Source organism: Rufibacter sp. JT3400010, from assembly GCF_054956755.1.
This window is the reverse complement of sequence record NZ_JBUDXA010000004.1, coordinates 97,419-110,972: the sequence shown is the minus strand read 5'-3', so window position 1 is coordinate 110,972 and position 13,554 is coordinate 97,419. Positions and strand designations below refer to the sequence as shown.

The 13,554-nt window shown below is 44.6% G+C and carries 10 protein-coding genes; 3 read left to right on the top strand and 7 right to left on the bottom strand.

The genetic code is table 11. From position 1 onward, the window contains the following. Nucleotides 1-197 precede the first annotated feature (197 nt). From ACY0JR_RS05550 to ACY0JR_RS05525, 6 genes are all read right to left on the bottom strand, one after another. A complete protein-coding gene (locus tag ACY0JR_RS05550) occupies nt 198-1,460 on the bottom strand; it encodes a Y-family DNA polymerase (RefSeq protein WP_462632948.1) in 1,263 nt (420 codons plus the stop codon). Between the two features lie 15 nt (nt 1,461-1,475). After that, the gene (locus ACY0JR_RS05545) at nt 1,476-1,904 is read right to left on the bottom strand and encodes a LexA family protein (RefSeq protein ID WP_462632947.1); all 429 of its coding nucleotides are present in this window, start codon (nt 1,902-1,904) and stop codon (nt 1,476-1,478) included. 405 nt (nt 1,905-2,309) lie between these two features. Further along, nucleotides 2,310-4,100 carry a hypothetical protein gene (locus tag ACY0JR_RS05540; protein WP_462632946.1) on the bottom strand — a complete coding sequence of 597 codons (1,791 nt, stop codon included), beginning with the start codon at nt 4,098-4,100 and terminating at the stop codon, nt 2,310-2,312. Between the two features lie 23 nt (nt 4,101-4,123). Further along, nucleotides 4,124-5,050: a glycosyltransferase family 2 protein gene (locus tag ACY0JR_RS05535; protein ID WP_462632945.1), complete on the bottom strand. Its 927-nt coding sequence runs from the start codon at nt 5,048-5,050 to the stop codon at nt 4,124-4,126. A gap of 73 nt (nt 5,051-5,123) precedes the next feature. Further along, nucleotides 5,124-6,065: a GNAT family protein gene (locus ACY0JR_RS05530; protein WP_462632944.1), complete on the bottom strand. Its 942-nt coding sequence runs from the start codon at nt 6,063-6,065 to the stop codon at nt 5,124-5,126. Then, on the bottom strand, nt 6,056-6,457 hold the full coding sequence (locus ACY0JR_RS05525) for a sugar 3,4-ketoisomerase (RefSeq protein WP_462632943.1): 402 nt from the start codon (nt 6,455-6,457) through the stop codon (nt 6,056-6,058). Before ACY0JR_RS05525 ends, ACY0JR_RS05530 begins: the two co-directional genes overlap by 10 nt. A gap of 254 nt (nt 6,458-6,711) precedes the next feature. Between ACY0JR_RS05525 and ACY0JR_RS05520 the strand changes: the two genes are divergently transcribed. The 3 genes from ACY0JR_RS05520 (at nt 6,712) to ACY0JR_RS05510 (ending at nt 11,407) form a co-directional block, all read left to right on the top strand. Next, nucleotides 6,712-8,295, top strand: a complete 1,584-nt coding sequence (locus ACY0JR_RS05520) for an NAD(P)/FAD-dependent oxidoreductase (RefSeq protein ID WP_462632942.1) — start codon at nt 6,712-6,714, stop codon at nt 8,293-8,295. Beyond that, nucleotides 8,270-9,835 (top strand): hypothetical protein, encoded by a 1,566-nt coding sequence (locus ACY0JR_RS05515; protein ID WP_462632941.1) that lies wholly within the window; start codon nt 8,270-8,272, stop codon nt 9,833-9,835. Before ACY0JR_RS05520 ends, ACY0JR_RS05515 begins: the two co-directional genes overlap by 26 nt. A 120-nt stretch (nt 9,836-9,955) precedes the next feature. Continuing rightward, nucleotides 9,956-11,407, top strand: a complete 1,452-nt coding sequence (locus ACY0JR_RS05510) for a hypothetical protein (RefSeq protein ID WP_462632940.1) — start codon at nt 9,956-9,958, stop codon at nt 11,405-11,407. Between the two features lie 108 nt (nt 11,408-11,515). Here ACY0JR_RS05510 and ACY0JR_RS05505 read toward each other — a convergent pair whose 3' ends face one another. Beyond that, nucleotides 11,516-13,549: a ComEA family DNA-binding protein gene (locus ACY0JR_RS05505; RefSeq protein WP_462632939.1), complete on the bottom strand. Its 2,034-nt coding sequence runs from the start codon at nt 13,547-13,549 to the stop codon at nt 11,516-11,518. Nucleotides 13,550-13,554: the final 5 nt, after the last annotated feature.

Genomic DNA, 13,554 nt, shown 5'->3' with positions numbered 1-13,554 from the left:
CTGATTTACACAAAAAAAGAACAGGCCTTTCACATGCAGAGACCTGTTCTTTTTTTGTACAAAGTGCAGGCCTGGCATTCACGCAGAAAACGCAGACGGTAATTTTTAACCAGGTGCCCACAGGTACCTGAAAGATTCTTTTGATAGCACCCCTCCCCGCTTTAGGCCTAATTCATAGAAAACTCCTCAAAAACGCTCTAACAGCTTACCCGCAGCAAATCATCCCAATGGGTTGTGAATCTTTGGGACCGCATTCCTTTTAGCATCTGCCATTCCTGCTGAATGCCTACGGAAGCCACTACCACGGTCCCGCTGCCCCAAGTCTTGTTGAGGTAGTCCACTGCTTTCATAAGCCCTTTGTGTTCCACAACTGTGGGCACACTGAATATATTGGCCTGCACACCTTGCACTGGCACCAGCCCGGTGAGAATAACTCCGGCTTTCCCGTACTGGATGTCTGGGCGGAAAATCTTCTTTACGCCATCTACCGCAAGCCGCACTAACTCCAAAGTGGAATCTGTGGCTACTGGCAATTCCAAAGTAATGCTTTTGAAGTACTGCTCTACTGGCGCGTATCGGTTGGTATGAATGAACACGGTGATGGCTCCTACCGCCGACTCTTGCTTCCGCAACTTCTCTGCTGCCCGGGTGGCGTAAGTAGCCACGGCTTCCTGCAGTTGCACTAGACTCTGCACTGGCTTCCCGAAGGAACGGGTACAGGCAATGCTCTTTTTTTCCTGCGGCATAGAGGTCTGCAAACAAGACTTTCCCTGCAATTCTTTAAGTAAGCGCACTCCTATCACTCCCCCTAGTTGCTGCCTAACCCAATCAGGGCTGCATTGGGTTAGATCCCAGGCAGTCTGCACTCCAGCACTTTGCAATCGTGCCGCATATTGACGTCCTACGCCCCACACATCACCAATGGACATGGCACACAACGCCTGCTTTCGCTCCTGTTCATTGCTAATGAGCCATACGCCACCACTCTGCTGCCGGCGCTTCTTGGCCAAATGATTCGCCACTTTGGCTAATGTTTTAGTAGGCGCAATCCCTATGCAGACCGGAATTCCCAACCCGCGCCCTACGGCTTCTTGTATGGTGTGGCTATAGGTTTGCAGTTCGTCTTGCCGAAAGCCATCTAGCCGAAGGAAAGCTTCATCAATGGAATAGACTTCTAACTCCGGCGTGAAACCGCTCAGAATCTCCATCACTCGTCCTGACATATCGCCGTAAAGCGTGTAGTTGGAGGAGAAAACCCGCACCCCTTGCTCAGCCAGCCATTGCTTTCGCTTGAAGAAGGGTTCCCCCATTTTTATACCTAAATCTTTTGCTTCCTGTGAACGCGAGATGATACAACCATCATTATTGGACAGTACCACCACCGGCTTTTGATGGAGACTCGCATCGAAAACCCGTTCACAAGACGCATAAAAATTGTTGCAATCTACCAAAGCGAACATGTCTGTCTCCTTTCTTTAGAACTGATGCACCACAGAGGTCACCACACCCCAAATAGAAAACTCGTCTTCTGGCTTTAGCTCAATAGTAGGATATAGGTCATTTTCAGCTTTCAAAAACCTTTTGCCACCTACTTCACAGTAGCGTTTCACCGTATATTCACCATTCACAGCTGCCAATACAATGCGCTGGTCTGCAGCACCTAGTGACCGATCAACCACCAGCAAGTCTCCGGAACGGATGCCCGCCTTCACCATGGACTCCCCACTTACCCGGACCAAAAAAGTAGTAGCGGGCCGGGGAATTAAATAAGTATGTAGGTTAAGCTGGGTTTCCAGGTAATCATCGGCGGGCGATGGAAACCCAGCTGGGACTAATGCGCCAAAAAATGGCATCTCAAAGGCAGCATATTCTACTTCGGCAGTGTACAGTTCTTCTACAAGCATAGCTTCAAATATTAGGTAAAACGATTGATGGCTCAATTTTACTAATATTTTTAGCAATTTGTTTACCTTCTTTATTCTTTTGCTAACTTATTTTCTCACATGTTCATAAATTAGACCAAACTTACTATGTCATCTCTACTACAACAGCAAGCAAGCATGAGGATTGCGAACAGTTTTAGCACAACTTGCCTAAAACTATTCGGAACCGAGGATGTAGGATTCTTAAATTCTTCTGAATACTTCCGTCTTGCGTGGAATTCTTTGTTATTTGATAGACACCGATGAGGTTAGAGGCTAGCACTAAAAAGTGCAGAGAGATAAGACTAATATTTTAGGCAAAGAGGAAGTAATTTCACAACATCACCTGCGCTTTGTGTTGTCTCCAACAACCTCCAACATTATTTGCTATAAATTATAGATATAATACTCATCTAATTCATGCAATGGTTTATTCCCTCTAAAGAAATCTAAATACTTTGATTTTTTACTGATCCAGACAATGGAAACATCATAATTTCTGATATTTCCTAAAATATTTGTATTCAAGGGAAAAAGGGGTTGTATATGTCTACGTAATATGGGCTGGGCAGAAGGATCCAAATTCCTTATAGAACTTCTTAAAGCTGTAATGTCATAGTTAAAAAGATACATTCTATAATCATTAGCACGGGCATAATCAGTATTATGGACTGGATAAAGGTTCAAAGCCCATACATTTGGCAAAATTGCTGCTTCATCTACAAACAACCCTATCAATGGCTTATCTGCACTTACTTGTGCGATCTTCTCTTCTAGCAAGAAATCATGTTCCACTTTAGCTTCTATTCTAGCAAAGGGGTAATTAAAATCAGTTATCAATAACAAACCAATAACAGACAACATAACTTTTCTTCGTTTCACAAGTTCATACATCAAAAACAATAAAGAGACTTTCGCTAGTACAAGAGCTACAAATCTAACTTGCCATGCATCTATTGATAAATCAGACATTAATGCGTACAAAAAATAATACACAAAAAATAAAACACCTAGCCAATAGGCCAATCCTATCTCCAAAGTTTTATTTAGCACAGACCTAAATCTTGTTAAAATAAAATAGGCTATCACATATCTAAAAGGATAACTTAGAACGGCTAGCAATATTACCCTGTAAACTCCTTTTACTTTGCTCCATGTAAATACTTTATCTATAGTATCGCACACTCCTAAATCATAGTATTTATCATGCACATTTTCTTTAAATAAATAAAAAAACAAAAAGTAAAACACAATAAAAAGCACTACTTTTATATAATCAAATTTTTCATAACCAGCATAGAACAAACCTATAGTAATGACCAAAGCTGGCATAAAAAGAATATTCTCAACAGATGCGAGCATCAAGAACGCTAAACTAACACTATACTTTTTTTCATATAGAGACTTAGCCACTAACACAAAAATAGAGATAAATACTTGATCCCGTAGATGAGCTTTATACACTGGTGGCGATACCCACAAGAAGCCGAAAACAAAAAAAGCTAGAACTATAGCTAGTACTAAGAACAGAATATCCTTACTATCTATTTTTTCAGAAAATACAGAAAATACTACCAGTACTACAAAGGCCTTAAAAAGAGGGAATACAAAATAAAATAGCGCTATATCACTTTTTACATTGTAGACAGTTTTGAACATACTAGCTAACCAAAACTCAATAAAATGGTAAAGCGAAACACCAGAAATGCCTTTTAGCACAGTTTCTGCACTTATTGTTTCTACACCCTTGTAATGCAAAGTACTGACAATAGTACTATAAATATATCTCTCGCCATCAAAGGGATGAATGAAAGACATATAGGGGAACGGATTCTCTAAAAAATTTATATTGAAATTTACCTGCAAGAAAAACAGCAGAACATAGGTTCCTATTAAGCAAATAATAAATAAAAGATTTGACATATGCCCCCTTCCTGAAAAGTCTGCAAGGGGCTTTCGGTAAAACAGCAATATAAACGGGATGAAAATAAGAACAGTAACGAAGGCAGCTTTCACAATGGCATATATGGAAACTGCCAATAAAAACCCTACCCAAAGATTTACAACGTGCTGAAGAAAGCTATTCTTATTCTTTAGACTAAAATGCAAGAAAAAAGAGCCAATCAGGTAAAAGAAGACAAAAAACAAGACTCCTAAAACCAAAACAGATATCATCATATTACCCTATTAATTTTAGCGGCTTAGAGCACCTGCTCTACAATATAAAGAGGCCTCTTTCTAGATACATCCAATGCCCGCCATACATATTCTCCAATAACGCCAAGGGCAATCATCTGGAAAGAAGAGACAAATAACAGCACCACCATCAAAGCAGACCAGCCTTCCACCAAAACAGCTCCCTTTATTTTAGCAATAACAACAAATATCCCGTACACAAAAGCAACTATTCCCAATAACAAACCCATAATAGAGATTACTCTAATTGGAAAGAAAGAGAATGACACAATAGAATCAATAAACAATTTCACTTTTCTCCTGAATGTCCATCTAGAAACGCCAAATTCTCTTTTGCTTCTAATATAGGGGATATTCACAAATTCGAAGCCTAACCATGCCATTAAGTACATCACATTGCTGTTCCTTTCTTTTATTTTCAGGACCTCTACTGCAATTTTCTTATCAAACAGAATATAATCAAACCCGCCGTCAGGCAAATTCCTAAAAGCAATTTTCCTCATGACTTTATGGAATACACTAGCAAAGAAATTCTCTGCAAAAGAATCCTCTCTATCCTTTCTACTTCCAATAACCAATTTAATCCCTTGCTGCCAATGGGCATACATCTTTACCATTAACTCTGGTGGATCTTGTAAATCAGCGGAGATTATGACGGCACAGTCTCCGGAGGCATATTCCATCCCGGCAATCACAGCATTATAAGACCCCACGTTTCCGGCTAGTTTTATTACCTTAACCTTTTCGGGATAAGAAGCTTTGGCTTTAAGCAATTCATGGAGAGTATTATCTTTGGAGCCATCATCAATGAACACGTATTCAAACTTTACATCTGCGGGAAAGTTATTTTCATTGCTGATCAGTTCTTTGATGGTGACAGGTATGTTCTGCTCATTGAAATAGCAGGGGATTATAACAGAAAGTAATGGCATCTTAGGTCGCTCATTTACAACAGAGTATTGAAGCCTGATAGGCTAAATTCATTTGTTACTAACTACAAGTATTTCAATAACTAAAAGTTAGAATATGGGAGGCTGCTCCAAAGCTACAACCTAGTTTCTCAAAGGTTCTAATAACAGTTTTATTTGTTGACTGCGTGGTAATTTTCACATAAGAGGCTTGCTGTTCTTTTGCCTGTTGCATAAACTCCGTCAATAGCTTTACATACCAGCCTCTATTCTCTGGGGCTACAGCCGCTAATCTGGCATGCATCAAACTCAACTTATGTTGTGGAGAAACCTTTTCATGGTAGTCAAAGGCAATAAAAGAGGCCACCGCAAAGTTCGGAACATTCGGGACCAAAACCGTATCGCAAAAACCGTTTACTGCGGCCTCGGCATACGTAGCCAGGTAATGATCTGCGTCCTGCTCTGAAAACGAATAATCGGCATGTAACCGGTCAAAATTATTTCTGTTGACGGCTGCCACGTTGGCTAGCACAGGAATATCGGCTGGGGTTGCTTTCCTGACGGGGTATCGCTCTGCGGTGAAGTCTTCCAACTTCCTTCTGAAATAATGCAGTCTTGTCTCTACTAACCTAAGTCCGGCTTCATTGAGGCACTGGATCAGGAATATGTCTTCTGCCGGAATTTCAGCAAAACAGTAAACATTCCCTTCCAGTTGTAGCTTGCTTTTGAAATGGCGAATGGCTTTGATAAGCGCCGATGCCTTTTGTTGGGTGTATAAAACAGTAAATAACTTGTAGCAGTTTCTATGGAAGTGTTGGCTATCCCAAGGCAGATATTCATAGAGAAAAACGAAGTCTATCTCCTCCACGGTAATGTTCAAAGTATGGCACGTATCAACTGCCCCAAACCTTTCTAACTCGCTTTTGACAAATAGATCAAATTGATCCTGGGCTTTTATTTCCTTGATGAAAACATAAGGACTGTAATTTACCAGTGCATCCTTTCGGCTGTTGGTTAATTCTTCCAGGCTTATTTCCATACACTTTTAAATTCTGAGTGATCTCTAATGTAGTCTTGTTCGCTATAGGGAGTAGAGGCCAGGACCATCTGCACCGCCGACTGGGAATACTGCATGGTATGCCACACATTGGGAGGTACATATACGCCAGCGTTAGGCTTCTCCAAAACAAATACTTCCATTGTTCCATCTGCTTGCTCCGTAGTAACCAAAATTCGGCCACTCACGGCTATAATCACTTGTTGGGTGTGATGGTGCGCATGTCTGCCCCTTACTATGTTTTCTGGGGTACCATAGGTCCAGAACACTCTTTTGACCTCAAATGGCAAAAACGCACCAATTTCAGCAACCGAAATATACCCTATCTCTGAGCTTCCAATAACGGGGAATTCTATTATGTATGGTTTATTCACGCGCTAACTTCCATTTGGTAAGGCAATCCCTAACTATACCTCTGTTGTTTATGGCCTACTTTCTTGTAAACTAGTTAAAAACATAAGGCAGCAAGGTACTAAAAAGAAGAATGCCGAAGGCTGTTGCTTGTATTCCAGCTATACGCCACTTTGTCTAGTTGTATTAGCGCAACCATCTTTTAAGGACATTACCTTCATAGGAACTTTGGGAGAGGCCCTTTTGCTGTTATCTTTGGAGAGCTTTTCCTGCTTTTATGCCATTTCCCTCTACAGCTCTCATTATTGGAGCTGGCCCGGCCGGTTTAACGGCTGCCCATGAATTTCTGCAACATACCCCAGTGCACCCGTACGTGGTAGAAGCCACAGACCGTATTGGGGGCATTTCGGCTACTATTAACTACAAGGGCAACCGGATGGACATTGGCGGGCACCGTTTTTTCTCCAAGTCTGACCGGGTGATGGATTGGTGGCTCTCCATTCTTCCGCTGCAACTGGAACCTGGGCAAACTATTGGCGAACTCAACTATCAAGGCAAAAGTCGTTCTATCCCTACCGTTTCTGCTACCGATACGTCTGCCGGGGACAATCTCATGCTGTTGCGCCAACGTAAATCACGCATTTTCTTCCGGCGTAAGTTTTTTGATTACCCTCTGTCTTTTTCCATTGGTACTCTTTCTCAGTTAGGAATTGGATGGTCAGTAAAGGCTGTCGCGAGTTACCTAAAACAGGTTATACGGCCTATCAAGGAAGAAAAGAACTTGGAGGACTTTTTCATCAACCGTTTCGGAGAGCACCTGTACCTGACGTTCTTTAAGGCGTACACCGAAAAGGTGTGGGGTGTACCCTGCCAGCAGATAAGTGCGGAGTGGGGGGCACAACGCATTAAAGCGTTATCCATCACCCAAGCCATAAAACACTTTCTGCGGCAACAGTTCTTTTCCCCATCTACTGATTTTACCCAGAAGAAAACAGAAACCTCCTTGATTGAGCAGTTCCTATATCCTAAACTAGGCCCGGGACACTTGTGGGAAGTTGTCACCCGCCAGATTCAAGAACAAGGTGGCGAAGTACACTTACAGCAGAAAGTGATAGGTTTGGAGCTACAGGGGAAAAAGATTGTCTCTGCCACCATTCAGGAAACGTCAACAGGCGCTACCTACCAGATAAAACCGGACTACACTCTCTCCACCATGCCCATCAGAAGTTTGATCCGCGCGCTGGGCGACGTAGTACCTCCCGACATAAGGGAGATTGCTGAGCATTTACCTTACCGAAATTTTATATCCGTAGGATTATTGCTGCACAGGTTAGCCGTTCAGCAGGAGAATAACCGCCTAATTCAGGATAACTGGATTTACATACAGGAACCCGATGTACAGGTGGGGCGCCTTCAATTATTTAACAACTGGAGTCCTTACTTGGTCACAGATCCAGATAAAGTTTGGCTGGGGGCCGAATATTTCTGCCAGGAAGAAGATGAACTCTGGCATATGACTGAAGCCGATTTGCAACAATTAGCCATTGATGAACTGCAAAAACTAGGTATTATCTCGGCAGACCAGGTCATAGATGGCACAGTAGTAAAAATACCGAAGGCGTATCCGGCTTATTTTGGCTCTTACAACGAGTTTCCGAAGGTGCAGGCCTTTTTGGATGACATTGAGAATCTGTTTCTAGTAGGTCGTAACGGCATGCACAAGTACAACAACCAAGATCATTCTATGCTAACTGCTATGTTGGCGGTAGAGAATATTGCGGCTGGCAGAACCGATAAGGCCAATATTTGGGAGGTCAACACAGAGCAGGAGTACCATGAACATTCTTCAAATGAGAAGTAACCTGAACTTGAGCGATAACCGATTTGCCGTACTCTTCACTATTGTGTATGGGTTGCTACTAGCCTTTTTCATGGGCTACCACGAGCTTTGGTTTGACGAAACCGAACCCTGGCTTCTGGCCCTCTACAGCGACTCTTACAGTGAATTGCTCTACAACAAACGCTTTGAGGGCCACCCTAATCTATGGTACAGCATCCTTTTTGTTATCACTAAGTTCACTACTAATCTTAAGGCGCTACAGCTTACCCAAGCTGCTTTTGCGGTTAGCTTCGTATTCGTCTTTCTCCGTTTTGCTCCATTCTCACGTCTGCTTAAGCTCCTGATCTGCTTTGGCTACTATGGTTTGTTTGAATACGGCATCATTAGTCGTTTATATGCCATTGAGATGCTCAGCCTGTTTCTGGTTTGCACCTTCTATCCTAAGCGATTTTCCCACTGGTACTTCTACATTGCACTATTAGCCGTCCTCGCGCAGACCAATCTGTTCGGTTTTTTGATGGCTGGCGTCTTAGGGCTACTGCTGTTTTCTGAGGCTTTCAAAGTATGGAAGGAAGTTCCCAATTGGTTTTCTCTCTCTACCCTGCAGAAAGTAACCGGGTTCTTATTCTGGACACTAGGCTGCTGCTTCTCTCTCTGGAGCATGGTGCGCCCTAATGAAAACCAAGGCTTCACTTATTTTCAGCCCTATTATATTTACCAATCCATTGCCCGTCTCTGGCAGGCCTTTGTACCCGTTCCTAATCTCACCACCTCTTTCTGGAACACGTCCTTTCTAAAGACAAGCCTTGAAATACCTCTTACTGTTTTCCTGTTACTCTTACTCTTTGCTGCTTTTTACCACACCAAACGCTTACTGCTTGCCCTCTACCTTCTATTTGGTGTGTTATTCTGTTTTTTTGCCTTCAAAATGGAAGGCAGTATGAGGCACCATGCGCACTTCTTCTTTTACACCCTTGCCTTCTTTTGGCTCAAAACGTACTATATTCAGAATAAATCGGACAGCCATTTCTTTAAACTTTCTCCCAATTGGTTAAACACGGCCCTTCACTCGTGCTTGATCCTTTTTGCTTTTCTGCAAGTAATTGCCGGAGTCTACGCCTTAAAAACTGAAATACAGTATCCCTTCTTTATGGGCAAACAGGTGGTCCGGTTTCTAAACACCTTACCTTCTACCTACACCATTGCCATAGACAATTCACTTGCTGGTTCCAATATCACTGCTTATTTGGGCAAACCAGTTCTGAAACTTTCAGACGGAAATCTGTGGAGCTTTTACACCCTTGACCCTAATGAAGAAAATGATCTACGCCCCTACATTCTGCTTGACTGGGCAATGGCAGTGGCGCAGCAAAAAAACGCTCCGGTGATACTTGTCTGCGCATTTGAGTTGCCCTACCAATGGTCATCGTTTCCTATTGAATATATCGCCACTTTCAGGGGGAATTCCATTACTCAATTTGCTTTCTTCGTTTATAAAATTAACCCACTTCCTCTGCCCGTAAAACACATGATGGCACAATATCCGGCAGTGCAGCGGTAACTTTTCCTTATTCTAGTATTTACAAACATTAAATAAATCCACCATATGCGGCTACTTTCACGCAATAGCTTGTTCGCTCTATGGTGCACCCTACTTTACGCTTTACTGCTGACCTGGCTCATGCCTTTCCATGAGTTGTGGTTTGATGAGACAGAGCCTTGGCTTTTAGCGCTTTACAGCAACTCTTATACAGAACTCCTCCAGAATAAAATATATGAAGGCCATCCTAACCTTTGGTACAGCCTGCTGTTTATAATAACACACTTCACTCAAGATCTGCGGGCTTTACAAGCTACTCAATTTGTCTTTGCCGTAGGATTCGTCTTTGTTTTCCTGCGGTATGCCCCATTTCATTGGAGTATAAGGCTATTATTCTGCTTTGGATATTACGGGGTGTTTGAGTACGGCATTATCAGTCGGCTTTACGCCATGGAGTTGTTGACTACATTCCTGATATGTGCTTTGTATCCTAAGCGCTTCACGCATTGGTATCTGTTCCTACTTGTATTGATGCTTAATGCTCACACTCACCTTTTTGGGTTGTTTTTCTCTGGAGTAATTGGTCTCCTGCTATTCTCTGAAGCATACGGTGTATGGGGACAGGTGCCGTATCGACAGGATATTTCACGGATAAAACTTCTTCTGAGTATCCTTCTATGGGCGGCGGCTTGCCTGCTGTCTTTATGGAGCATGATTAGACCGGACGAACTCAAAAAAAAGATGGTGAACCTGTGGTTTCCTTTTCGCCCTTGGCAGGCTTTTTTCCCAGTACCCCAGTTCAACGTCCAATTTTGGAATACTTCTCTCTTTGACGATACCACTTGGATCAAGGTGTCCTGCTGTTTCCTGTCAGTTGCATTGCTGGCATACGTGGTCCTGAAATTAAAAACGGTGCGTCAGCTTATGTTCGCGTTTCTCCTGTTGATTTCTGGTATGTTTTTCTTCTTCGCGTTTAATTACGTGGGCAGCCTGCGGCATTGGGGTCACTACTTTTTATTCAGCGTAGCTTCCGTTTGGCTTCTCCAGTATTATACCTCTTTTTCAGCAGAGGCAAAAGCGGCCTTCCTTTCTTTACAAAAGTTGCTTTTCATGTCAGTAGCAGTACAAACGGTAGCAGGCATTTACGCAATAGTGGTAGAGATAAAACATCCGTTTCATGCAGCCAGAGACGTTGATGCTTATCTTAGAACCCATACCCCATCTTCCTTCTTGGTAGCCACAGACCATGAAGTTATTTCCTCCGCCATTGCTGCCTATCAAGGAAAGCCACTCCATTACCTGCCTCTGGGCACTCTCACCTCTTTCTTCCAAGTAGAAAAGCCAGAATATAACAGACTTACATCCTATCAGATGCTAGATTGGGCAAAAGCATTGGCGCAGAAAGAAGGAAAAACGGTTATTTTGATATCCACAACCAAGATTGCACTAGAATTTTATCCTATCACAATAAAGGCACTTACTTCTTTTGATAAAGGATATATAACACCCTACGGGTTCCACCTTTACCAAATAGACCCAGGCCCTTTCCCTGAGCGGGACTTTACGGCGGGGCTGCCTGCCTCCCAACCGTAATATTAGCACAAGAATTAGAACAAATTGATATTTATGATTCTGTTTTTGGCCTATGTTTGAGAAAACAACCTCAAACATAGGTGAAAGACGCTCTTATATAGACAAGCCCTAAAAACGATAACGCACCTGCACCCGCACATCGGTGCGTTGAGGGCCTTGTATCTGCTCTAGCCCTGAACTAATACTCCTTTGCCCCCGGTAATGGGTATGGCTGAGCTTGAACCAGAAATCTAGGTGACGGGTAACACGTTGCTGCGCCAGCAGGTACAGGTGGGTGCCGCGGCCGGTGAAAACCGGAATGGAGAATGCATAGAGCACATCCTGTTCGGGCACGTAGAGGCGGGTATCGTAATCATCGGTGTCAAAGAGGGCGTAACGGGTACTGAGGCGCGTATTGCCGTGCTCCCAACTCACGTCCTGGGCCGTGAAGTAACCGGTGCGGCTGGGCCCGGTTTGCCGGAACTGGCTGGCCTGCACTCTGGACCGCAACCGCAAAGCAGGCAACGGACTTACATCTAACAGCAGCAAGTAGCGGTGCGCATGCGTATCAGTTACCCGGCGTAATGCTTCGCCTGCTATGGTTTCATTGCGGGCCTTGCGCTCATATTGGTATTGGCCGTAGAGCAGCGTGATTTTGGAGGGCATAAACTGAAGGCGCAGCAGGTATTCTTCACCCGAAGAGGGAGCATCTACGCGGTAGCGGAGCCACGGAAAAGCGAAGCGGTCATAGTAGCCGGTGAGTTGCCAGCGGTTGCTCAGTTTCAGCTTCAAACCCGTGTAAAGGCCGCTTTCATTCTGGTTTCGGCTCCCTTCGCCGAAGGCTGCGCCGTACAGGGTTTGAAAATCTTTCGCATAATAGCGGTACAGCAGGGCTACCTCCACTTTCTCAGACAAACTCGCCAACACGCCGTTCACCGTACCCAAACCACCGTTGCCAGAGCGCGCCGTTTCCCCGAAGAAATTGAAATTCTGCCACAGATAGCTGTAATGCAGCCCCACGGCCGTATTCTTGCTCCCGCTAAAGGTGAAAAGGTTGTACGGTTCCGGTTTTTGCTGAAGCGCCACATTATACAGGGTCTGTAGAGCGGTTATGCCCAGGCTGAATGTCTGCTGCGGGTTTCGGTACGTGATATTGCCGCCTATTACTTGTTCCCGCGCCCGCTGGCGGTTTGCCAGTTCGGTAGGCGTACGGTGCAGGCCTGAGGTTTGCAGTCCACCAAGCGTCAGCAAGGTAGTATCCTCGGCCAAAGCATCACCTACAGATGCATCCACTCTCCTGTTGGAGTAAAAGAGCGTGGTTTCCAGCCTCCGCCAGCGGTGCGTAGCCGCAGCTCCCCTGAAAAAATTGGTTTCCAAACTGGAGGTGTGGGGCCGTATGCCCAATTGACTGCGCCGAACGGTAGTGATGGTTTCACTGCCTTTGCCCACGCTCAAGCCGCTGGAGAGCAACAAGCCCTGCCCAAACTGCAGTTGGTAATCGCCTAAGGCAATGGTTTTGAAAACCCCTCGGTTGTATAGTTGGGCGTGCGCCGAAAGAAAATCAAACCCGTAAAGTCGCTGGCCGGGGTTCCACGTGAAGAGTTCCCCGGCATCCTTCTCGGCGGTGACGCCAAAGCTGAAATCGCGCGGATGGCTGAGGCGGTAGCGGAGCAGGTATTTATCTGGTGAACCTTGGTAACGAGTAGTGGACCGGCCCTCAGGGGGCGTGTAGCCGCGGCGTTCCTGCAAGGTGCGGTCATAGCGCAAAAGCAGCGAATGGTTGTCGGCGTTCCGGAGGCGTTCACGCCAAGGCCGTTGGCCTATTTGCCCCAAAGCCTGCACCGTGACAAATGGCAACAGCCGCCTAATGGAGATAAGGTCGAACCCAGGAATGGCTTGCAACTCATACAAACTAATCAGACGACCATTCTCCTGAATGTGCTGCAGGAGCGCAGAGATTTGCCCCTCAGAGAGCAGGAAAAGGCTGCGTAATTCTTCGCGGGAAGCGCGGTTCAGGTCCAAGCGTTGGCGGTAATACTGGAGCAGCGTTTCGTAAAGGTCTTCGTAAGCCACCGAATTTTCATCGTTTTGCTGCGCGAAGAGTTCCTGCACCAACAGTTCTACATCTACCGCAGGGCGCGGCACCTCCTGACCCAGTGCCATCTGTT